Annotated in this window: 17 protein-coding genes and 1 pseudogene; 13 read left to right on the forward strand and 5 right to left on the reverse strand. The window is 71.9% G+C overall.

Features of this window, described 5'->3' with window-relative positions; all coding sequences use genetic code 11:
• Positions 1 to 96 precede the first annotated feature (96 nt).
• The 4 genes and pseudogenes from FHL79_RS26670 to nrfD all read left to right on the forward strand — a co-directional run bounded on the left by FHL79_RS26670 (position 97) and on the right by nrfD (position 5715).
• The gene (locus tag FHL79_RS26670; RefSeq protein ID WP_138757887.1) at positions 97 to 657 is read left to right on the forward strand and encodes a dehydrogenase; all 561 of its coding nucleotides are present in this window, start codon (positions 97 to 99) and stop codon (positions 655 to 657) included.
• Between the two features lie 12 nt (positions 658 to 669).
• Positions 670 to 3390 (forward strand): annotated as a pseudogene (gene fdh / locus FHL79_RS06975) (formate dehydrogenase); the annotation flags it as partial.
• Positions 3387 to 4460 (forward strand): 4Fe-4S dicluster domain-containing protein, encoded by a 1074-nt coding sequence (locus FHL79_RS06980; RefSeq protein WP_138757889.1) that lies wholly within the window; start codon positions 3387 to 3389, stop codon positions 4458 to 4460. The pseudogene fdh and the gene FHL79_RS06980, both read left to right, overlap by 4 nt.
• Positions 4461 to 4542: 82 nt before the next feature.
• Positions 4543 to 5715: an NrfD/PsrC family molybdoenzyme membrane anchor subunit gene (gene nrfD, locus FHL79_RS06985; RefSeq protein WP_138757890.1), complete on the forward strand. Its 1173-nt coding sequence runs from the start codon at positions 4543 to 4545 to the stop codon at positions 5713 to 5715.
• 32 nt (positions 5716 to 5747) lie between these two features.
• Here nrfD and FHL79_RS06990 read toward each other — a convergent pair whose 3' ends face one another.
• The gene (locus FHL79_RS06990) at positions 5748 to 6218 is read right to left on the reverse strand and encodes a nucleotidyl cyclase domain-containing protein (protein WP_138757891.1); all 471 of its coding nucleotides are present in this window, start codon (positions 6216 to 6218) and stop codon (positions 5748 to 5750) included.
• 713 nt (positions 6219 to 6931) lie between these two features.
• Here FHL79_RS06990 and FHL79_RS06995 point away from each other — a divergent pair.
• On the forward strand, positions 6932 to 7162 hold the full coding sequence (locus FHL79_RS06995; RefSeq protein WP_138757892.1) for a hypothetical protein: 231 nt from the start codon (positions 6932 to 6934) through the stop codon (positions 7160 to 7162).
• Positions 7163 to 7252: 90 nt separating this feature from the next.
• Here the strand turns inward: FHL79_RS06995 and FHL79_RS07000 are convergent, their stop codons facing one another.
• Complete coding sequence (locus FHL79_RS07000) at positions 7253 to 8119, reverse strand: glycosyltransferase family 2 protein (RefSeq protein WP_138757893.1); 867 nt, start codon at positions 8117 to 8119, stop codon at positions 7253 to 7255.
• Between the two features lie 1180 nt (positions 8120 to 9299).
• Between FHL79_RS07000 and FHL79_RS07005 the strand changes: the two genes are divergently transcribed.
• Positions 9300 to 9521: a hypothetical protein gene (locus tag FHL79_RS07005; RefSeq protein WP_138757894.1), complete on the forward strand. Its 222-nt coding sequence runs from the start codon at positions 9300 to 9302 to the stop codon at positions 9519 to 9521.
• On the opposite strand, the gene FHL79_RS07010 is transcribed toward FHL79_RS07005, so the two are convergent.
• A complete protein-coding gene (locus tag FHL79_RS07010) occupies positions 9499 to 10104 on the reverse strand; it encodes a metal-dependent hydrolase (protein WP_171058061.1) in 606 nt (201 codons plus the stop codon). The two genes, FHL79_RS07005 and FHL79_RS07010, sit on opposite strands and share 23 nt — an antisense overlap.
• 319 nt (positions 10105 to 10423) lie before the next feature.
• Here FHL79_RS07010 and FHL79_RS07015 point away from each other — a divergent pair, with 319 nt between their 5' ends.
• From FHL79_RS07015 to FHL79_RS07040, 6 genes are all read left to right on the forward strand, one after another.
• On the forward strand, positions 10424 to 11233 hold the full coding sequence (locus FHL79_RS07015; protein WP_171058062.1) for a WecB/TagA/CpsF family glycosyltransferase: 810 nt from the start codon (positions 10424 to 10426) through the stop codon (positions 11231 to 11233).
• Complete coding sequence (locus FHL79_RS07020) at positions 11230 to 13491, forward strand: glycosyltransferase (RefSeq protein WP_171058063.1); 2262 nt, start codon at positions 11230 to 11232, stop codon at positions 13489 to 13491. The genes FHL79_RS07015 and FHL79_RS07020 overlap by 4 nt, the downstream gene beginning before the upstream one ends.
• A gap of 124 nt (positions 13492 to 13615) precedes the next feature.
• Positions 13616 to 14977, forward strand: coding sequence for a YveK family protein (locus FHL79_RS07025; RefSeq protein WP_138757898.1), 1362 nt, complete (start codon positions 13616 to 13618; stop codon positions 14975 to 14977).
• Positions 14974 to 16218, forward strand: a complete 1245-nt coding sequence (locus FHL79_RS07030) for an O-antigen ligase family protein (protein WP_138757899.1) — start codon at positions 14974 to 14976, stop codon at positions 16216 to 16218. The genes FHL79_RS07025 and FHL79_RS07030 overlap by 4 nt, the downstream gene beginning before the upstream one ends.
• Positions 16215 to 17540, forward strand: a complete 1326-nt coding sequence (locus FHL79_RS26105; protein ID WP_138757900.1) for a lipopolysaccharide biosynthesis protein — start codon at positions 16215 to 16217, stop codon at positions 17538 to 17540. Before FHL79_RS07030 ends, FHL79_RS26105 begins: the two co-directional genes overlap by 4 nt.
• Positions 17537 to 18805, forward strand: coding sequence for an acyltransferase family protein (locus FHL79_RS07040; RefSeq protein WP_138757901.1), 1269 nt, complete (start codon positions 17537 to 17539; stop codon positions 18803 to 18805). Before FHL79_RS26105 ends, FHL79_RS07040 begins: the two co-directional genes overlap by 4 nt.
• Before the next feature lie 163 nt (positions 18806 to 18968).
• Here the strand turns inward: FHL79_RS07040 and FHL79_RS07045 are convergent, their stop codons facing one another.
• Positions 18969 to 19310 carry a hypothetical protein gene (locus tag FHL79_RS07045; protein ID WP_171058064.1) on the reverse strand — a complete coding sequence of 114 codons (342 nt, stop codon included), beginning with the start codon at positions 19308 to 19310 and terminating at the stop codon, positions 18969 to 18971.
• A gap of 400 nt (positions 19311 to 19710) precedes the next feature.
• Complete coding sequence (locus FHL79_RS07050; RefSeq protein WP_138757903.1) at positions 19711 to 20844, reverse strand: LCP family protein; 1134 nt, start codon at positions 20842 to 20844, stop codon at positions 19711 to 19713.
• Positions 20845 to 21044: 200 nt separating this feature from the next.
• Between FHL79_RS07050 and FHL79_RS07055 the strand changes: the two genes are divergently transcribed.
• On the forward strand, positions 21045 to 22364 hold the full coding sequence (locus FHL79_RS07055; RefSeq protein WP_138757904.1) for a UDP-glucose dehydrogenase family protein: 1320 nt from the start codon (positions 21045 to 21047) through the stop codon (positions 22362 to 22364).
• The last annotated feature ends 276 nt before the right edge of the window (positions 22365 to 22640 follow it).

Genomic DNA, 22640 nt, shown 5'->3' on the forward strand with positions numbered 1-22640 from the left:
GGATCGGTCGTCCGCGCTCACGCCTGCGGGCACCGCGCCGCGACGCGGCGCGGGGTGGACGCGCGTGGCGGGCGATCGGGTGGCAAGCTCCCGATCGTGAAGACGTGGCTCGACTCCTGGCCGGTGTTCCGGCAGCTCACCGGCGCGGACCCGCTCGGCCGGGGGGTGGCTGCGCGCAGCAAGGCCACCGAGCAGGTGGTCAGCCGGACGGCGACCGCCGACCGGGTCGTGAAGTCCGTCTGCCCGTACTGCGCGGTCGGCTGCGCCCAGCGCGTGTTCGTCAAGGACGAGAAGATCGTCCAGATCGAGGGCGACCCGGACTCACCGATCAGCCGCGGCCGGCTCTGCCCCAAGGGCAGCGCGAGCAAGCAGTTGGTCACCAGCCCGACCCGGGTCACCACGGTCAGGTACCGCCGTCCGTACGCCACGGACTGGGAGGACCTGGACCTCGACACGGCGATGGAGATGATCGCCGACCGCGTCCTGGAGGCCCGCGAGAAGGGCTGGCAGGTCGAGGACGAGGGCAAGCGGGTCAACCGCACCATGGGCCTGGCCAGCCTGGGCGGCGCGACGCTGGACAACGAAGAGAACTACCTGATGAAGAAGCTGTACAGCGCCCTGGGCGCGATACAGATCGAGAACCAGGCCCGCATATAGCACTCTTCGACGGTCCCCGGTCTGGGGACCTCGTTCGGCCGTGGTGGCGCGACCAACTTCCAGGAAGACCTGGCGAACTCCGACTGCATCGTCATCGAGGGTTCGAACATGGCCGAGTGCCATCCGGTGGGCTTCCAGTGGGTGATGGAGGCCAAGGCCCGGGGGGCCAAGGTCATCCACATCGACCCGCGGTTCACCCGGACCAGCGCGGTCGCCGACCTGCACGTCCCGCTGCGCATGGGCACCGACATCGCGTTCCTCGGTGGGCTGATCCGGTACGTCCTGGACAACGACCTGTACTTCAAGGAGTACGTGGTCGCCTACACCAACGCCGCGGCGCTGGTCGGCGAGGAGTTCGTCGACACCGAGGACCTCGGCGGCCTGTTCTCCGGCTTCGACCCTGAGCACGGCCACTACGACACCGGCAGCTGGGCGTATGAGTTCGCCGACGAGCCGCACTCCGGCGCCGACGACCCGCAGGGGTCCGCCGAGCAGGAGGCCGTCGGCGACGACCACGACGTCAAGTCCGCCGACCAGGCGCAGTCGCTGGGCAGCGGTGGGGCGTCCATCCCGGCCAAGCCCCTGCGGGACGAGACGCTGCAGCACCCGCGCAGCGTGTTCCAGGTGCTCAAGCGGCACTTCGCCCGCTACACCCCGGAGATGGTGGCCGAGGTCTGCGGCATCGAGCCGGAGGTCTTCGAGCAGGTCGCGAAGTGGGTCACCAGCAACAGCGGCCGCGAGCGGACGACGGCGTGGGTCTACTCCGTGGGCTGGACGCAGCACAGCGTCGGCGCGCAGTACATCCGCAGCTGCTCGATCCTGCAGACGCTGCTGGGCAACATCGGCCGGCCCGGTGGCGGGATCCTGGCGCTGCGCGGGCACGCCAGCATCCAGGGCTCGACCGACGTCCCGACGCTGTACAACCTGCTGCCCGGCTACCTGCCGATGCCGCACGCCGCCCAGCACTCCACGGTCGACGAGTACGTGGCCGACGCCGCCGGCAAGGCGGGCTTCTGGGGCAACAAACGCGCGTACACCGTCAGCCTGCTCAAGGCCTGGTTCGGCGATGCGGCGAGTGCGGAGAACGACTTCCGGTTCGACTGGATCCCCAAGATCAACGGCGACCACAGCTCCTACCGGACGATCGCGGACATGATCGCCGGGAAGGTGCACGGCTACTTCCTGGTCGGCGAGAACCCCTCGGTCGGGCACCCCAACGGCAAGATGAACCGGTTCGGGCTGGCCAACCTGGACTGGCTGGTCGTCCGTGACCTGCAGATGATCGAGTCGGCGACCTTCTGGAAGGAGGGCCCGGAGATCGAGTCCGGCGAGATGGCGCCGGAGACGATCGGCACCGAGGTCTTCTTCATGCCGGCGGCGACGCACACGGAGAAGGAAGGCACCTTCACCCAGACGCAGCGGGTGCTGCAGTGGCGGCACAAGGCGGTCGAGCCGCCGGCCGACGCCCGCAGCGACCTGTGGTTCTACTTCCACCTGGGCCGCATCCTGCGGAAGCGGCTGGCCGGGTCAACGGACCCACGCGACCAGGCGCTGCTGAACCTGACCTGGGACTACCCGACGATCGGGGAGACCGCCGACCCCGACGCGGCGGCGGTGCTGCGCGAGATCAACGGCGTGGGTCCCGACGGCAGGGCGGTCAACGGGTACCTCGAGCTCAAGGACGACGGGTCGACCAGCAGCGGGTGCTGGATCTACTCCGGTGTCTACGCCGACGAGGTCAACCAGGCCGCGCGGCGCAAGCCGCGTCGCGAGCAGGGCCCGGTCGCGCTGGAGTGGGGCTGGGCCTGGCCGCTCAACCGCCGCATCCTCTACAACCGTGCCTCCGCCGACCCCGACGGCAAGCCGTGGAGCGAGCGCAAGAAGTACGTGTACTGGGACGAGGCCGCCGGGAAGTGGACCGGTGACGACGTGCCGGACTTCGAGGCGGACAAGCGGCCGGACTACGTGCCGCCGGAGGGTGCCCGGGCGCAGGCCGCGATCGGCGGGGCGGACCCGTTCATCATGCAGATGGACGGCAAGGCCTGGCTGTACGCACCGTCCGGTCTGGTCGACGGTCCGATGCCGACGCACTACGAGCCGGCCGAGTCGGTCGTGGAGAACTTCCTCTACGACCAGCAGTCCAGCCCGACGATCGAGCGCATCGCCGGGCCGTGGAACCGGGAGAACCCCTCGCTCAGCGAGGTCTTCCCGTTCCAGGTGACCACCTACCGGCTCACCGAGCACCACACCGCCGGTGGGATGAGCCGCACGCTGCCCTACCTGTCCGAGCTCCAGCCGGAGTTCTTCGTCGAGGTCAGCCCGGAGCTGGCGCAGCTGCGCGGTCTGGTCAACGGCGAGTTCGCCACGCTGGTCAGCGCCCGGACGGCGATCGAGGCGAAGGTGCTGGTCACCGAGCGGATCCGGCCGGTCAAGCTGCGCGGCGGGCAGGTGGTGCACCAGATCGGCATGCCCTACCACTGGTCCTACAGCGGGCTGTCCACCGGCGACAACGCCAACGACCTGCTGGGCATCGTGCTGGACGCGAACACCCACATCCAGGAGGACAAGGTCAGCACCGCCGACATCGTCCCCGGACGCCGTCCGCGCGGGCCGGAGCTGCTGGAGTTCGTCGAGTCCTACCGGACCCGAGCCGGGGTCGGGTCGGGGAAGGTCGGCGTCAACGGCCGGGCACCGGACCAGGACCCGAGCGCGATCGAGGAGACCGGCGCATGACCACTGTCAGCTCAGCGAGCCCGGGTCTCAGCAAGGACACCGGCGTCGTCTCGGGGAACCGGCTGTACGGGCCACTGCCCGACGTCCAGGGTGAGGCGGGGTACGAGACCGACCACCCGGCGCGGGTCGGGTTCTTCACCGACACGTCGGTCTGCATCGGGTGCAAGGCCTGCGAGGTGGCCTGCAAGGAGTGGAACACGCTCCCGATGGACGACTCGCACGGCACGAAGGACGCCATGGGGCTGTCCGGCATGTCCTACGACAACACCGGCCAGCTCGGCGCGAACTCGTGGCGGCACGTGGCGTTCATCGAGCAGAGCCGCGCCGTCGACCTCCCGATGCCGGTGTTCGGCCGGCCGGGCGATGACCGGCAGGACATCGGGCAGCCGGTCAACCCGATCACCCCGACGGCCGACAGCACGCTGAACGCGCAGACCAGCGTGCTCAACGCCGAAGCGCTGAGCGAGTTCGACCCGCAGACCGGGCAGAGCGGCAGCGACAAGCAGATCCGCTGGCTGATGTCCTCCGACGTCTGCAAGCACTGCACGCACGCCGGCTGCCTGGACGTCTGCCCGACCGGTGCGCTGTTCCGCACCGAGTTCGGCACCGTCGTCGTCCAGGGCGACATCTGCAACGGCTGCGGCTACTGCGTGCCCGCCTGCCCCTACGGCGTCATCGACAAGCGCGAGGACGACGGCCGGGTCTTCAAGTGCACGATGTGCTACGACCGGCTGACCGACGGGCTGCAGCCGGCCTGCGCCACCGCCTGCCCGACCCAGTCGATCCAGTTCGGCGACCTCGACGAGCTGCAGGCCCGGGCCGACGCCCGGCTCGCGACGCTCAAGGGGCAGGGCGTGGAGACGGCGCGGCTCTACGGCCGGGACGAGGCCGACGGCGTCGGTGGCGTCGGCGCCTTCTTCCTGCTGCTCGACGAGCCCGAGGTCTACGGCTTCCCGCCGGACCCGATCGTCACCACCCGCGACCTGCCGTCGATGTGGAGGGCCGCGGCGACCGGCGCGGCGGTCATCGTCGGCGTCGTCGCCTCGGCCTTCGTGGGGCGCAAGCGATGAGCCACGACCACTCGCCAAAAGCACGCCTTTGGCGACCGGAGCCCTCGCCGAAGGCGTGCTCCTGGCGACAGGAGGTGGCGGCGTGAGCGAGCAGCCGACGAGCGGGAACGAGCCGGCCGGTGAGGCGCCGCTGACACCCGGCGCCGGCTGGCACCGGGCCGGCGGGGAGGACCTCACCAAGCCGCGGCGCAAGCGCCGCCGCGGTGGTGGCGGCTGGGGAAGTGGTAACCGCGAGGCGGCCATGGTGCCGGACGCGGAGTTCAGCTCCTACTACGGCCGGCAGATCATCAAGTCGCCGACCTGGAAGAACCCCGAGGTCCCGATCTACTTCTTTATGGGGGGCGCGGCCGGCACCTCGTCGGTGATCGCCGCGCTGGCGGAGTTCACCGGCCGGCCGAAGCTCGCCCGCAACGCTGAGTACGCCGCGGGGGTCGGTGCGCTGGCCTCGGTCGTGCTGCTGATCGACGACCTCGGCCGGCCGGAGCGGTTCCTGCACATGCTGCGGGTGTTCAAGCCGACGTCGCCGCTGTCGGTGGGCTCCTACATCCTGTCGCCGTTCAGCGCGCTGGCCTCCGCGGCGGCCGCGGTGCGGCTGCTGGACCTGAAGCCGGTGTACGGCCTGGCCACCCGGGTGCTGCCGTTCCTGCCGTCGATCTCGGGTGCGTTCCCGGTGCTGCGCAAGGCCTCGGCGGTGGGCGCGGCTGCGTTCGGCGGGCCGATGGCGACCTACACCGCGGTGCTGATCGCGAACACCGCCGTCCCGTCGTGGCACGCGCCGTACGACGAGCTGCCGTTCGTGTTCGCCGGGTCGGCGATGGCCGCCGGCGGTGGCGTCACCATGGCGCTGACCCCGGTCGACGAGGCCGGGCCGTCGCGCAAGGTGGCGCTGACCGGCGTGGCCCTCGAGCTCGCGGCGATGCACCGGGTCGAGCACGGGCACGGCATCGTCAGTGAGCCGTACTCCATCGGCAAGGCCGGGAAGCTGCTCCGGGCGGCCAAGACGGCGACCGTGAGCGGGGCCGGGGTGACCGCGCTGCTCGGCCGGACCCGGGCCGGCTCGGTGGTCGGCGGCGTGCTGCTGGCGACCGGTTCGCTGCTGACCCGGATGGGCGTGTTCGAGGCCGGCATGGCCAGCGCCAAGGACCCGAAGTACACGGTGATCCCGCAGCGTGCGCGGCTCGAGGCCCGTCAGGCCGAGGCCGCTGCCCGGGCCGGCACCGACGACCCGCACGAGGCGAAGTCCGTCGTCCGCTGACGTCGGGCGCCAGGTCAGCGGCGCGCGCCGCCCTACCGGATGACCCGGCCGCCGCCGACGCTGAGCGCGGTGGTCAGGCAGAGGGTGGCGCGGCGGTGGACCTCGGTGGCCGAGGCGTCGGGGGAGAGGGCCGCGATGCGAGCGCACGCGGTCAGCCCGGGCACCCCGGCGCCGACGACCACCTGCAGCAGCCGCTCGGTCGCCGTCTCGGCGTCGCCAGCGGCGCTGCCGAGCAGCACCGCGAACTCGGTGGGGCCGGAGCGGGCGAGCCAGTCGTCGGCCCGCACGGCCGCCGACAGAGCGGCAGCCACCAGGCCGAGGTGGCTGCCCGGCAGCGGCCAGCGGGTGTCGCGGGGGAGCAGCCCGACCAGCACCAGCGCGGCGGGGTCGTCCGCGGAGGACGGCGCCCGCTCGGCCAGGCGCTCGATCAGCGCGGCCCGGGAGGGCAGCAGGGTGACGGCGTCGGTGGCCACGGAGGTCATCGGGTCGGTGGCGATCGGCATGCAGCAGTCGTCGTCGGAGACCAGTCGCGGATTGAGCGCGGCATGCGTCAACTCCCTCCGTGTGGGGACCTGCCGACGTCGCGGGAGATGCCGGCGCACGCGGCGAGGGAGGTCCACGGACGGCGACGCCCGGGGTGCCCTGACGACGACCGGCGACTCGGCGCACAGTCGGCCGCACTCGCCTCCGCGCGCTCACCTGCAGGTCCATGCACCGTTGGAGTGCTCCAGCGGCTCCTGTGCCGTACCGTTCCGTCCCACGGCGACCTGAGGAACGGAGGCCGGGATGCCCTTCGACGCTGAGGCTGCGAGTTCTCCCGGCGATTACCGGCTCCACTCCGTTCCACCACCGCTGGCGATGGCGAACACCCCACCGCCACCGGAGCCCGCCGGTGCGCCGTGTTCGTGCGGGCACCGGAAGCAGGCTCACGAGCACTACCGCGCCGGCAGCGACTGCGCTCTGTGCGACTGCGGACGCTTCCACCGCTCGCTGCGCGCCCGGTTCCGCCGCTCACCACCCTGATCACGGTGCGCGAGCACCCGGTCGCCCTTCCCTTGCTAGGGGCTCAGCTCGGCTGGTGGCGGCACGGCATTCCTGAGTTCCTGCTGTGGATTTGTGCGAGGTCTTCGCAGCGAGCCGTTCATCTGGTTTGGTTGGCCAGTCCCATGGACAGTTGACCAAGATGACGGCCTGCGGAGGGGGTCCCACCATGCGCGTGAGCACCGACATCGCCCCTGCCCGCCACCTGCACGCGGTCCCCGATCTCGTCCCCGACCCGGTGCAGCCGGTCCAACGTCGGAAGGCGTCCCGGAAGTGCCGGACCCAGCTGTGCACCTGCGCGCACTCTCGCGAGGCCCACGACCACTACCGCAGCGGCTCGGACTGCGGGATGTGCGACTGCTTCCGGTTCGACCGGTCCGGCCCCCGATTCCTGCTCCGCGCCTGAGCGCCGGCGGCTGACGGCACCCACCCCGGAGATGCCGAAGACCCCTTGAGCTCGTCGCACCGCGACGAGCCCGAGGGGTCTTCAGACCGATCAGGCGGACTGCGCGTCGGCCGTCTCGAGGTCGGCGACGGTGGTCGCGACCAACCGGGCGGCCGGGGTGGTGGTGGCCTGCAGCGACCGGTCCCGGTCGAGCTTGCCCTTGCTGTTCAGCCGCTCGATGACCAGGGCGCGCAGGACGCGCATGCCGTCGCGCCAGGTGTTGAGGTTGCTGGTGCCGTGCAGCCGCTCGTACTCGAAGCTCGGCACCTCGACGATGCGCAGCTTGCCCTTGGCGACCCGGGTGTTGATCAGGGTCTCGATCTCGAAGCCGTCGCCCCAGGTGCGCTCGGTCTGCCCGTTGTCGCTGGCGTTGAGCTCCAGGACCGGGAGGCAGTGCGCCCAGAAGGCGTTGTAGCCGTAGCAGAGGTCGGTGTAGCTGGTACCGAACAGCACGTTGGCCGAGCGGTTGAGCCACCGGTTGCCCCAGGCGCGGACCCGGGTGATGTCCGAGCTGCCGCCGCCGTTGGCGAAGCGGGTGCCCTTGGCGAAGTCGGCGCCGGCGGTGAGGGCGGCGACGTAGAGCGGGATCTCGCGCGGGTCGGCGGAGCCGTCGGCGTCGAGCATGACGATGATGTCGCCGGTCACGGCCTCAAAGCCGCATGCCATGGCGTTGCCCTTGCCCAGGCGGTTCTGCAGCACGATCTTCACGTCGGGGCGCAGCGACTTCGCGACCTCGATGGTGTCGTCGACGCTGCGGCCGTCGACGACGATGATCTCGTGGACGTCGTCGGGCATCAGCGAGAACACATGGGGGAGGTTCTTGGCCTCGTTGTACGTCGGGACGACCACGCTCACCTTGGGGGTGTGGGTGTCGTTCGTGCGCGAGGCCTTCGTCTCGACCACGGTGTTACGGCGCATGAGCCGGACTCCTCCTGTGAAAGGAACGGGCCGGTTTCGCCTCTGCTCACCGCCGGGCTAAGGCGACCAATTGCGCCCGGCGGGTCATCGCTTCCCCGTTGTGCAGGTACTGATGGACGGCGCGGAGTCGGTGACGATGTGCCACCAGCCCCTGCCCGGGTGCCACCCGGTCGGCTGACCGAAGACCCCCGCGACGACCCGCCATCACTCAGCGTGTTCATCACTCAGGGACTTTTGTACCGGAGAGGGCCAGTTCTGTAAACCGGATCTTGGTGCGTTCACTCGCACCGGTGGTGATGTTCACGCCGCCTTGACACTGGTCACAACGCTGCTTTTGAGGCGGGGCGAACGCATTCCGTACTGACACCAAGCCATAACGTCACCACTGATCGCGACGGCCTGCCATCGCTCAGGTGATCAACAATGACGCTACGGACAGTGCTGATCACACTTCGTGACTGCGAACGGCGGGTTCCCCGACAACTGGCGGTCACGGCTCGCGGACGTGAACCGCATGCGGAGTCGGATACGTAGCCGCGAGCGGTATTCCCGCACTGCGGCAGCCGGTGGGGCGATGAAGAGCACGCCGGGCGTCAGGGCATGACCGAGGTCACGCCCTGGCGGTGGCCTTCCGGGCGCGCAGTCGCCTGACGAGGCAGCCCGATGCGGTGAGGTCCGCGCCCCGACGATGGCCCAGGCCTTGTCGATGCCGGCGCGGCCGCTGGGGCGCAGGTGCCGCAGGATTCCCAGCGGCAGGGCGCGAGACACAGGTGCGCTCGCTGGAGCGCCGGGTCGCAAGGTGTACGCGCCGACGATGGCCGTGAACGTAGGCGGCCGGGGTGGAGGGGGCGACCGACATGCGGGCCAGGTTGCAAGGGCCGTTCCGGTTCCGCACGGCCTCGCAGCGGGCGCCACCATCCGGGCGACCTGGCCGGACGCCGTCCACAGGGGGGCGGTGCGGCTGGGTCGGCTGGGACGGGCGAGACGACGCGCCGTGACGGCTCAGTCACCTGACGGGTTGAGGGCGCCGTATCGCGTTAGCGTCCGCTCGCCCTCCTGCGAGAACGCTCGCGCCGCTGGGGGAGGGCCGCAGCGAAAGGCAGGGCCCGTGCGCGGTCTCCAGGTTGGTCTGTCTCCGTCGGTCGTTCCGGCGGGGGGCTCCGTCGTCATCGGGGGCAGCGTGCTGCTGTTTGCCCCGGCCGCCGACCGGGCCGCGGCCCGTCGCGCTGCTGCGTCGCGCACCTCGGTCCGGCAGGCGATGGCTCCTGCCGCCATGGCCAAGCCCTGCTCGTGCGGGCACGGCAAGCAGGCCCACGAGCACTACCGCCGGGGCAGCGACTGCGCGATGTGCTCGTGCGCCAAGTACTCGCGGCCGTTCCTCAGCCGCTTCCTCGCGCGCTGACCGACCGCGCGAGCCGCACGGTGGCGACGACGGCCGCCACCGCCACCAGCGCGAGGTAACTGCGCTCGGACACCCGGACCCACGCCTCGGTCCACGGGAAGAGCAGTGGTGCGCCCGGCCCGGAGGCGAGGTCCCGGACCAGGTGCAGCAGGACGCCGGTGGCGAGGCCGACCAGCGGGATGCGCCAGCGCCGGACCGCCGCTGCGCCGGCGAGCAGCACGGCCGCGGTGATCAGCGAGTGGGTGACCGGCCGGCCCCCGCCCTCGGCGGCGATGCCCGGCCAGAACGAGTAGAGCGGCACGTGGTCGATGTCCAGCAGGACCGACCCGGCCAGCGCCCACGGTGCGAGCGCGCAGGCGCGCCAGGGGAGCAGTGTCGCCAGCAGCAGCGCGGCGGTGACGAGGTGGCCGGGCTCGTCGATCAGCCCGGCGAGGACGACCGGCCAGTGCCGGTAGGCCAGTGCGGCGTCCAGCGCGACCACGAACAGCAGGCCGCAGAAGGGCAGCAGCACGATCCAGCGCGACGAGCCGACGGCCTCGAGCCAACGCGGCGTCGCTCGTGGCGGCGCGGAGGGCCGGGTCACCGGCAGCAGGGCATGGACGGGCTCGTCACGGGAGAAGCTCGGCGCACAGTTCCGGCACCGTACCTGGTCTCACCGGGGACCTGCTGTGGTCCGCCGGCTCGCGCGTGCGTCGCGGGATCCGCCTCGACGGCGCTCCCTCCTCGGGGTGACGGCAGTCGCCCGGACCTGTTCCGCGCAGCCCTCCGCGCCTGATCGTGAGGTTACTGCCGGGGAGCTACGTCGGCGGCCAGGTCCATCACCTCGCGCAGTGTCGCGCCCGACCTCGGCTGGAGCCACGTCCGTGGTGCCCCTCCCCCGCGCATGTGCAAGGGGGAGCGTCGTGGGCGAAGTGCGGGGGCCTGTCCTGCTGGACGAGCGCAGATGGGCAGTGAACGTCGCCAGTCATCTCCGGGAGGCGCTCCTGACCGGCCGTGGTGCCCGGGTCACCTGGTACAACCACGCCTCCGTCCTGCGGTCGATCGACGCGGACGTCGACGTGTCCCGGTTCGACCACGTCGGCATCGACGGCTTCTTCCTCCGGTGGCTGGCCGCTCCGGGTGCGCCCCGCACGAGCGCCGACCTGGTGCTCCCCGTGCTCCTGGGCTCCTTGCCGCCCGGTGCTCGGGTCGCGCTGATCGGCAGTCGCGCCGAGAACCTCGCCGCGGCCAAGGAGACCCTCGAGGCACTGCCCTCCGCTCCGGCCGTCGTCTTCACCTGCGACGGGTTCGAGGAGCTGCTCCCGCCGAACCAGATGGCGACCCGACTCCGCGCCCTCGGGGTCGACGTGGTCGTCCTCGGGCTGGGTGCCCCGCGCCAGGACTCCTACCTCCTGGAACTGGTCGAACACGGGATGACCGAGCAGGTCCTCGTCACCGCAGGCGGTTGGCTCGACCAGGTCAGCGATCCGACCTACTACCCGCCGTGGGCCTACCGGCTCAAGCTGAACTGGCTGTTCCGTGTCCTGCGCGAGCCAGGCCGGCTGTGGCGTCGCTACACGGTCGAGGCAGTCCGCGGCATCCGCTCTGCCGATGTCGTCCGTGGCTACCTGCGCGAGCAGGGGCGCCGGCCCTACGAGGCCATGGTGGCGGCATCTCTCGCCGGCGCACCGACCCATCTGGCTCACGTGCCGTCGCACCCGGTGGCGATGTGACGAGCACGCGTGACCGCCCGGTCGGGAGCGACGGGGAGACGAGTCTCGCGGACGTCGTCATCGGCATCGTGACGTACCGCCGACCCGAACCGCTGCGGGCGCTGTTGCAGCGACTCGCCGAACTGGACTCCCCGGCGGACCGGACGCAGCAGGTGCTGCTGCTCGTCGTCGACAACTCGCCGGACTCGGAGGCGCGTCCCGTCGTTGCGACAGCGACCCTGCCCGACCGGTTCACCGTCCAGTACGTGCCGCACGGAGCGGGCAACATCGCCAGCGGTCGCAACGCCGTGCTGACGCACGCGGTCGGGCGCGCACCGTTCCTCGCGCTCATCGACGACGACGAACTGCCTGATGCCGACTGGCTGGACCGGCTGCTCGACGCCCAGCAGCGCACCTCAGCCGAGCTCGTCATCGGCCCTGTCCTGGCCGACTACCCGACCGAAGCGCCGCAGTGGGTGCGGCGACCGGTCTTCCACTCGGTGGCCGGCGACGGCCCTGGCTGGGTCGCGGAGGCCCACGCAGGCAACCTGCTGCTGTCCACCGGCCTGGTCGAGCGGCATGGCCTGCGCTTCGACGAGACGTTGGGGCGATCCGGTGGGGAGGACCAGTTGTTCTCCCGCCAGGCGGTGGCGGCCGGGGCACGCATCTGGTTCGAGCCGTCCGCCGTCGTCCACGAACCGGTTCCGTCCGATCGGCTGTCCGTGCGGTACCTGCTCCGCCGGGAGTACCGGAAGGGCGGGACGCTCGGGATCCTCGACCGGTCACGGCCCGGCTGGCCTGCGGGCCGGCCGGTGCGGCGTGTCCTGGTCGCCGGTTACTGGGCCGCCGCCGGGCTGACCGCCGTGGTGCGCGCCGTCGTGGCGCGTGACCGGGCCCGGACGGTCGAGGGGCTGATGAAGGTGACGCGCGCAGCGGGCATGGTCGATGGTCTGCGCGGACGCACCTACGACCTCTACGGGACAGCGCCGGCGCAGGAGACCGAGCGACCCCGCGTGGCCGTCGTCGCCGCCGAGGGGCCGGAGTACCAGCGAGCCGGTCACGGCCAGCACCTCCGCGGCATCCTCGCCCACCACCGCGACGTCGGCCACGACGTCGTCGTGCTGCTCACCGGCTCGCGCGCGGGCTTCCTCGTCCGACGGGCAGGGCAGGACGGACTGACCTACCGCGCGCCGGGCCTGCTGACCGTCGGCGGCTGGCAGGTGGTCACCAGCCCGGCAGCGGTCGCCGGACACGTGGCCTGGGCCGTCTTCCGGCGGTTGCCGCACCGTGTGCAGACGGCGGTGGACCGGGTCCGGACCGCGCGGCGGTCCCGCGCCGAGGTCGACCACGTCCTGGGGACGTGGCTCGATCCGGCGACGTCCCACTGGGTGGCCCGGGAACTGGCGACCGTGGCTCCGGAGGTGGTCCTGTTCAACACCGTCTTCTCCGTGCCCGACCCGTTGCTCCTCCCGCCCTCGGTCCGGGTGACGGGGGTGATCAGCCACGACGTGGTGCACGAACGCGCCAGCAGCTTCCGCGCTGCGGGGCACCGGGTCGACCCGGCTGGCTTCGCCGCCGAGCACGAGGCCGCTGTGCTCGCCCGGATGGACCTGGTCCTGGCCATCCAGTGGGACGACGTGGCGACCCTCGCCGCCCTCGCTCCTGGTGCGGCCGTCGTCGTGACGCCCGTCGTGGTGGACGTCGAACCGGTGGTGCGCGAGCGGGCCCGATCGGGGCGCTGCCTGTTCATCGGGAGCGGCTCGTTGCACAACGTCGAGGCCCTCCAGTGGTTCCTGCGCGCGATCTGGCCGGAGGTGCGCCGCCGCCGGCCGGACGCTGAGCTGCACGTCGTCGGCACCGTGTGCGCCCGGCTCGCGAGCGTCCCGGCCGGGGTGGTCCTGCGCGGAGAGGTGCGGTCGCTGGCCGAGGAGTACGAGCAGGCGTCGGTGGCTGTCGCGCCGCTGCGCGCAGGGAGCGGGCTGAAGGTGAAGGTCGTGGAGGCGCTCTGCCACGGCGTGCCGACCGTGACCACGAGCGTCGGGGCGCAGGGCCTGGGCGGACTGCGGCCGGCTCCCTACCGGCTCGCCGACTCGGCCGGGGAGTTCACCGACGCCGTGGTCGAGCTGCTCGCCGACGGCCCGGCTCGCCGAGAGGTGGAGAGTGCTGCACGCGCGGCTGCCGGGCTCTTCTCCGCAGGTCAGGCGTACGCGGAACTGGACCGGTACCTGGCGCGGGTCGGGGTGGGCAGCGAGCCGGCAGGGGTTGTCCTGGCGACCTGATCGACCGCGCCGGCGCTCACTCCCCCGGGGCAGAGCCGACGCCGGAGTCGGCCGATCGAGAGCCGGCGCACCCATCCTTGACCGCGAGTCGGCGCCAGATCGGCGCACCTGAGAGAGGCATCTGGTGGAACTGCAACTGCTCGCGCAGGCCGTGCGGAGATCGTTCGTCCTGATCGTCACCTGCGTCGTGCTCGGGGCGGCGCTCGGGACGGCGGCCTGGCGCCTGCTGCCCGCCGGCTACGAGGCCTCCGCGGTGCTGGTCATGGACAGCACCGCGGTGACCGTGCCCGGGCAGGCGCCGTTCGCCGGCGACCCGGAGCGGTACGTGACCGGTGAGCTCGAGTCGCTGCAGAGCTTCTCGGCGGCAACCGCGGCCGCACAGCTGCTCGACCCGTCCCCGACCGCCCGGCAGGTGCTGAGCGACCTCCGGCTGTCGCACGTGACCGGCAGCGACGTGGTCACCGTGACGGCGGCGGCGGACTCACCGGCGGACGCGGTGGCCCTGGCCAACGCCGTGGTCGACTCCTACGTGGACCGTCGGGCGGAGGCCGCACAGTCCGCCCTGGACGGGCAGCGCGCCGCGCTGCAGGACCAGGCCGGGGAGCTGACCGACCGGCTCGCGGACGAGGCACTCTCGCCGTCGTTGGCATCGGCGTTGCAGACCCAGTACGCACAGGTGGCGTCGGACCTCGCCGAGCTGTCCCTGCCGGGCGCGGTCCGCGACGCCACGCGGGTGGCCGACGGCGCTCGTGAGGCCGCCGCGGTGCGGCCGGTCAGCCTGCCGCTCAGCGTGCTGGGCGCGGCGGCCCTCTGCGGTCTCGTGGCGCTGCTCGTGGCGGTGACCCGGGCGGTCCGCCGCCCGCGGGTGGCGGGGGAGTGGCGGGTCGAGGAGTTGACCGGCCGCCCCGTCGAGGCCGTCTTCCGCCGGGCCGGCCGACGACCTGGTCGGGGGGTGGCACCGGCCACGCGGCTGGTCGCGCTGATGGAGCCCGTGGAGCCGGAGGACAGCCCCCTGGTGATCTCGGTCTGCGACGCGGGCGCCGCACGGGGTCGCTCCGCGGTCGTCAGCGCCCTGGCATCGCGGCTGGCAGCCGAAGGACGGCGGGTGGTCGCGGTGACCCCGCGGCGTCCGGGCGACCGGCCGCTGGTGCCGCAGGCGGAGTTGGCCGTCCACGGCGACCGCGGTTGGCAGTCAGGGACGGTCGGGACCGGCGTGACCGTCTTCTCACACCCGGAACCCGGTGAGCTCACCGCTGAGGACTTCGTCAAGGCGCTCCCCGACTGGTCCAACGGGGCCGACGTGGTGCTCGTCGACGCCGGCTCGCTGCTGGACTCCACCTTCGCCGGTGCGGCGGTCCGGGCGAGCGGACGGGCGGTGCTCGTGGTCCCGGTCGGCGACCAGGTGGAGGCCGATCTGCGACTGGCCGTCGACGTCCTGGCGACGATGCCGGGCACCCGGCAGCACGTGGTCGTCACCACGCCGTGAGCACCACCGAGGCGGTCGGGCTCACGCGGGCCGCGGGACGCGTTGAGCGCTCCGCCGCCCTGCTCCTCGCCAGCGCCTTCGTGCTGTCGCAGTGGTCGGAGTTCGTGGTTGCGCGCTGGATGGTCCGCGCCCTGCCGATCTGGGTGGTCCTGATCGTGCTGGCCCTGCCCCAGGCTCGACGCGCCCGGCTGCGCCTGTCCGTACCGCTCGCGGCCTTCGTGCTGTGGTGCCTGGTGTCCGCTACTTGGAGCGCGGATCCGACGACCACCAGCCGCCGGCTGATCGACCTGGTCGCGCTGACCGCTGTGGGCTGGGTCGCCGGCCAGATCTGCGGTGCCTCGGTCGCGGCGAGCCTGGCCCGCACCGTCCGCTACGTGCTGGTGGCCACGGTCGTGACGCTCCTGGTGGCCCCCGGCTGGGCGACGGCGGCGGGCGTCGACGGCGCTCCGGGCTGGCACGGGCTCTTCCCGCACAAGAACGACCTCGGGTTCTTCTGTGCCCTGGCCGCGGTCACGCTGTGGACACAGCTGCCCCGCGGCTGGCGGCGGCGGGCGTGGCTGGTCCTGACTCTCGTGCTGCTGCTCGGCAGTGCCTCGGCGAGTGCGCTGGGGGCGACCGTGGCGGCGATGGTGGTGGTGCTCTGGTCCCAGGCCCGTGACCGCCGCGCTGCAGGTGCCCGACTGATGGTGGACGTCACCGCGGCGGCAGGAGCCGGGGTGCTGACCGCAGTGGCCCTCGTCCTGCCGGACCTGTTCCTGGGCCTGCTCGGCCGGGACAGTTCACTGACCGGTCGGCGCGCCATCTGGACCGCCGTCCTGGACCAGGTGCAGCACCGGCCGCTCACCGGTCACGGGTTCGGCGGCGTGTGGGAGCTGACCTCCCCGGTGACGCTCGCCATCTGGCGGGAGTCGCGGTTCGACGCCTTCTACGCCCACAACGGGTGGCTGGACATCCGGCTGCAGGTCGGCTGGGTGGGCCTCGTGCTCCTCGTCGTCGTGCTCGCCGCGATCGCGGTCGGTGCCGTGCGGGGCGGCGGGGCGGTCGGCGCCTGGGCGCTCGGCGTGCTGGTGCTGCTGCTGCTGACGTCGATCACCGAGAGCTCCCCGTTCACCGGCAACGGCTTGCTGCTGATCGCCCTCCTGGCCGGTTGCCTCGGCCGCCCTGCCATGCGCCCCGCTACCGGACCGGGCACCGCCCACCCGGCCCTGGTGGACGAGCGACGTGAGGTGGTGACGGCGTGAACGCGCTCGGGACCGAGCAGCACACCGACGCGCAGGACGAAGCCGCGGACCAACCCCGCGATGCGGGGGCTCGGCGACGCCGCTCTGGTCGGCTGGCCGGTGACACCGGCTGGGCCTTCGGCGCAGAGCTGCTGACGCTGGTCTCCAGCCTGCTGGCGATGTACCTGATCAGCACCCGGCTGGGCCCCGCGGACTACGGGCAGTTCGTCGGCGCGCAGGCCCTCGCGGCCACGTTGGGCATGTTCTCCTACGCGTCGGTGGGCCAGCTGCTGCTGCAGGGCGTCGTCCGCGACCGCCGGCCACCGGACGAGGTCCTCGCGCGGTGCCTCACGCTGCTCATCGGGAGCACGGCGATCGCCCTGGCGGCCGGGTTCCTGCTGCGGCCGCTGTTGTTCCCCCAGCTGGGGCTGCTGGTCTTCACGCTGCTGACGCTCGCGGAGCTGGTCGGCTCCGGTGTGGTCGCCCTCGCGGCGAGCCACCACCAGGCCCTCGACGCCTATCGCCTCTCCGTGGCGCTGCGGATGCTGCCGCTCGTCCTGCGGGCTGCTGCCCTGCTGCTCCTGGCGACCGGGCAGGCGCTGTCCCTCCAGGCGGTGGCCTGGGCCTACGGCACGCTGGGCCTGCTCGCCGCAGTCGCCGTCCTGGTCCACCTCCGAGTGCACACCGGTCACCGGTTGCGGCTGGCGCGGCCCACGCGGCCCGACGTGCGGGACACCTTCTCGTTCTCGGCGGCGCTGCTGGCCTTCTCCGTCCACGAGGACGCAGACAAGATCCTCATGGTGCGGCTGGCAGACCCGGCGACGGCCGGGCTGTACGCGGCCGCCTACCGGGCGGTGCAGGTCGCGGTGGCCCCGCTCCGCGCGCTGCAGGCGGCGTCGCACCGGCGCTTCCTCGAGCACGACCCGGCCCGCCGAGGTGAGCACCTCCAGCGGTCGGCCCGGTTCACTGCGGCCGGTGCTGGATACGGCTGCGTCGCTGCGGTCGCCGTGATCCTGGCGGCGCCACTCCTGCCGGTGGTGCTGGGATCGGCCTACGCCGGCTCCGTCGAGATGGTCCGCCTGCTCGCGGTCCTCGTGCTGCTGCGCGGGCTGGGCATGTTCTGCTTCAACGGGCTGATGGGGTTGCGGGCCCACGGCACGCGCCTGCTGGCCGTCGGGTCCGCGGCTGCGGTCGCGGCCGTGATGTGTGGCGTCCTCATCCCGCTGTGGTCCTGGCGTGGGGCAGTGACAGCGACGCTGGTCGCCGAGGTCGTGTTCGTGGTGCTGTCCTGGACGGCGCTGGTCCGGCTGCAGCGCCGTCATGACGCCGGGATCCCACGGTGAGGGCCGACCGCGCCGGCTCGACCGCCGGCATCTCGGTGAGCGGGCAGGCCCCGCTGGGCATCCACCATGAGGGTGACGGCGTCGGTGGCGAGGCCTCCGAACCCGCGTCCAACCTGCAGGCTGCTGGGGTGCAGGCACTGACGGGCGACGGCGAGCCCCTCTCCACGCGAGGCTCGACCCGGCCGCTGCGTCGTGACGCAGCCACGCCGCCGCCACGACTGGACTCCCTGACGGGTCTCCGCTTCGTCGCGGCGCTGGCGGTGTTCGGGCTGCACGCGCTGAACTACGGCGGGGGTGCTCCGGGTGAGGCACTGCTCATCGCCGGCACGACCGGGGTCTCGTTCTTCTTCATCGTCAGCGGCTTCGTGATGAGCTGGACGGCCCGCGACGACGACACCGCCGTCCTCTTCTACCGCCGGCGGTTTGCGCGCATCTACCCAGCGTACGCGGTCACCTGGGTGCTCTCGCTCGTCGCCACCATGGCCGCAGGTCGACAGGTCAGCCTCCTCGATGGAGTGCCGCTGACCCTGCTGCAGTCGTGGGTCCCGTCGGAGAACGTGTACTGGGCCACCAACGCCGTCTTCTGGACGCTGTCCTGCGAAGCGTTCTTCTACATCGCGTTCCCGTGGATGTATCGGGTCGTCCGGTCGTGGACCGCGCGGCAGGCACTGCTGGGCATCGTCGTCCTCGTGGTGGCTGTGGAGCTGCTCGCCTTGGCCGTCTGGGGAGCCGGCGGCGGACCGGTCCTGCACTGGCTCGCGGTGGTCTTCCCGGTCACCAGGGCCGCGGAATTCGCCGTCGGCGTGCTGCTCGGGGTGCTGGCCGCCCGTGGAGTTCGCTGGTCACCCCAGCTCGGCGCTGCGGTCGCCGTGGCCGGCGGCGCCTTCCTCCTGGCTGACCACGTCCCGGCAGCCTTCCGGGACGTCGCCGTGACGCTGGTGCCCTTCGCGCTGCTCATCTGGTCTGCTGCCCACGCGGACCTGACCAGCCGGCGCTCGGTGTTCCGGGCACGCCCGTTCGCGGCCCTGGGCACCTGGTCCTACGCCTTCTACCTGGTGCACTCGCTTGTCATGATGGCCGGCTTCGAGGCGCTCCACCGCTCGGGAATCGTCTTGTCGAGTCCCAGCGGCAGCCAGTGGCTGCTCGCGGTCTGCGGGATCCTGGGCTGTGCGGTGGCTGCGGCCTGGTGTCTGCACACCTTCGTGGAGGTGCCGATGGAGAAGCGCCTCCGGCCTCGGCGCATGACGGCGCCGGCCAAGACCTAAGGAGTGCGACGGGATCATTCGGTCGCACTCCCCAGTCCTGCTCGTGGTGCTGCTGATGGCCGTAGGAGGGTTGGCTGGCGAACGGGTGGGATTGACGAGGCGATATGATCAAAGCGATCGTGCTGACTTGGTCGAGCAGCAGCCGATCACCCGGTAGCCGCGGTCAGTGGCCCACTGCAGCTGCTCGTCGAGCGCGGCCACCGCGCGCCGATGGCCGACCAGGAGCGTCGTCTGCTGGTATTGCCGTGCCGGCGCTGGCGGTAGAGCCAGTTCCGATGATCGAAGCGTGCCGCAGGGTCAGCAGCGTCGCGCCGGGCAGCGCCAGGACCACGAAGCCCCGGGCCAGCCGGAGGTCGATGGCAGAGGAGACAAACCCGACCGCGGCCAGCAGCCCCACCGCCGCAGCGACCACCCGGCGGTACTCCTCGACCCTCACCCACAGGAACCGCTTCTCGTAGGTGCGCGAGACCACCATGGCGGGCAGCCAGAGCACCGGCAGCAGCACCACCTCCCAGTAGGGGGGGCCGTCCGTCGCTCGCCGCCCCCCCAGTCGAACCAGAGGTGGTAGCCGGCGAAGGCGGCGATGAACGCGCACAGCGCGTCGAGCGCGACGGTCCGCCGCACGTAGCTCACTGCCAGGCGCGCCGGGCCGTCGTCCCCGCACCGTGATGTTGAGGGCGAAGCGGAACCAGCCGTCGCCCGTCGAGTCGGGCAGGGCGGCGGAACCGGCGATGATGTCTGTCGAGCTCATGCCCCGATCCCCCTGGACGACGGGCGGGGAGCAGGGTCGGGCGGCGTCCACCTGGACGCGGTCCGGTACGCCATCCCACGCGATGGCTCGCAGGTAAGATCACATCGGTGGGACTCTCCGCGACGGCTGCGTAGCAGTCAGCCAGCAGAACAGGTCAGCGGGGGACCTCGGGAAGCGTCTCGTCGCCGAACTCGTCGGCGTTCTGCCCCAGCGAGTCGGTCTGTAGGTAGCCCCACATGCGGGCGCCGGTCGTGGCGTCGAGGTACACCACGCTGGCCGACCCCTCGGTGCCCGTGCCCAGCACCGGCGCGGTGAAGAACTCGACGTCGCTGGGGGTGAGGCCCCGTAGCGAGTTGGCGATCGACAGCAGGTCGCCGTTGCTGAGCGCGTCGTCCACGGCGACGGCATCGGTGACCGCCAGCAGGGTCGAGTCGAGCCTGCCGGGGGAGGTGAACACGCCCTGGGCGGCCAGCTTGCCGAACATCGCCCGCAGGTAGTTCTGCTGACGCTTCACCCGGTCGAAGTCGCCGCCAGCCAGGTCGTAGCGCTGCCCGACGTACCAGCGGGCCTGGTCGCCGTCGAGGTGGTTGAAGCCGGCGGTGAACGTGTACGGGCCGTTGCTGGTGGTGTCCTGCACGACGACGTCCACGCCGCCCAGGTCGTCGGTCACCTGGATCAGGCCGTCGAAGTCGATCGCCGCGTAGTGGTCGATCCGGACGCCGGTCAGCTGCTCGACGGTCTGGATCAGCAGCGTGGGCCCGCCGTAGGCGTACGCCGCATTGATCTTGTTCCTGCCGTGGCCGGGGATCTCGACCCAGGAGTCGCGGGGGATAGAGACGATCTGGGCGTGCTGCCGGTCGGCCGAGAAGCGGGCGATCATGATCGCGTCCGAGCGGGCGTCGGGCAGGTCGCCGGGCGCGATCTCCTCGCGGGTGTCCGAGCCGACCAGCAGGAAGGTGATCGGGTCGGCAGTCGCGGCTGCCGTGCTGGTGTGAGAGGACGCCGCCGGTCGGGCGCTCTGGTCCAGGTCGGCGAAGACGTCACCGACCCGCTCGACGTTGCCGGCGTAACGGTTGGTCAGGAACCAGATGCCGCCACCCACCGCCAGCGCGAGCACGAGCGCGAGGACGCCGATCGCGACCAGCGTGCGCCGCAGCCGGTGACCCCGGCGCTCCTGGCGCGGAGGAGGAGTGGAGTTTATCGAGGCGTCGGCGAGGAGCGAACCGCTTGCAACCGACTCAGGCGCCGCGCGGCGACCACGACGACCGCCGTCATCAACCTCGCGCATGCGGTGCCCCCGTGTTCTGCCTGGCCAACTGCACGAACGGTAACGGCTCGCCGCGGTGCGGCCCACGGTCGTGCAGCGGTTCTCACCCGTTGGAGGGTCGGGCCGGACCGGACGCGGCTGGCGCCCGGCTGACCGCGTCTCCTACCGTTCGGGCGGAACGGGGCGTCCGCCCGACTGTGCGTGGAGAGGGAACGACGTCCATGAAGATCTCGGTCATCGGCTGTGGCTACCTGGGTGCGGTGCACGCCGCCTCGATGGCGGAACTCGGGCACGACGTCGTGGGCATCGACGTCGACCGGCCGAAGATCGAGCTGCTCCAGCAGGCGAAGGCGCCGTTCTACGAGCCCGGTTTCGAGGACCTGCTGAGCTCCTCGCTCGCCTCCGGGCGGCTGCGGTTCAGCACCGACATCGCCGACGCCCGCGATGCCGTCGTCCACTTCGTCTGCGTCGGGACGCCGCAGAAGCGCGGGGAGTACGCCGCCGACCTGCGCTACGTCGAGGCCGCGGTCGAGTCGCTGCTGGAGGCGCTCAAGCCTGGTGATCTGGTGGCCGGGAAGTCGACGGTGCCGGTGGGCACGGCGGCGCGGCTGGCGGAGATCGTGTCGGGGAAGGTGCCCGGAGCGATGCTCGCTTGGAACCCGGAGTTCCTCCGCGAGGGCTTCGCCGTGCAGGACACCCTGCACCCCGACCGGCTGGTCTACGGGCTGTCGACCGGTCCCGACGCCGACACGGCCCGTGCACTGCTCGACGAGGTGTATGCCGCGATCGTCGCGGCCGGTACGCCGCAGGTGGTCACGGACTACGCCACGGCGGAGATGGTGAAGACGGCAGCCAACTCCTTCCTGGCCACCAAGATTTCCTTCATCAACGCGATGGCCGAGCTGTGCGAGGCCACCGGCGCCGACGTCAAGCTGCTCGCCGACGCCATCGGTTACGACGACCGGATCGGCCGGAAGTTCCTCAACGCCGGGCTCGGCTTCGGTGGCGGCTGCCTGCCCAAGGACATCCGCGCCTTCATGGCCCGTGCCGGCGAGTTGGGCGCCGACCAGGCGCTGACCTTCCTGCGCGAGGTCGACAACATCAACATGCGCCGCCGGATCCGGATGGTCGACCTCGCTCGCGAGGTCTGCGACGGCTCGCTGCTCGGCAAGCGCGTGGCTGTGCTGGGTGCGGCGTTCAAGCCCGACAGCGACGACATCCGGGACTCCCCGGCGCTCAACGTCGCCGCGCAGCTGCAGCTGCAGGGCGCGGTCGTGCGGGTCACCGACCCCGCGGCGGGGGACAACATCCGGCGCTCGTGGGCTCAGCTGGACGTCGTGGACACCGCCGAGGAAGCGGCCGAGCGCGCCGACGCGGTCCTCGTGCTCACCGAGTGGAAGCAGTTCTGCGAGCTGGACCCGGTCGCCTTCGGCAAGGTGGTCAAGCAAAAGCGGGTGCTCGACGGCCGCAACGCTCTCGACCGTGAGGCGTGGACCGCCGCCGGCTGGAGCTACCGCGCGCTGGGCCGCCGCGCGGGCTGACGCGCGTCGCGCTCGACACCCCGGCGGGTCACCGGGTCGTCAGCAGTCGCTCGCGGGCGCGCAACACCCGGGCTACACACTGGGGTTGTGGAACAGATACGCTCGGTTCTGGAGCGGGCTTGTTGGCCCTGTCTGCTCTGCGGGAGTGCGGACGTCGTGCGGGTCGAGTCGCGTCGGCGGCGACGTGGACTGGACCGGCTGAACCCGCGCTGGGACGAGCACGTGCGCGCGTACGACGAGTGCCGGACGTGCGGAGCGCAGCGCCGCGAGTAGTGG

Origin of the sequence: Modestobacter altitudinis (assembly GCF_005930475.1) — a bacterium.
In the GTDB taxonomy this organism is placed as follows: Bacteria; Actinomycetota; Actinomycetes; order Mycobacteriales; family Geodermatophilaceae; genus Modestobacter; species Modestobacter altitudinis.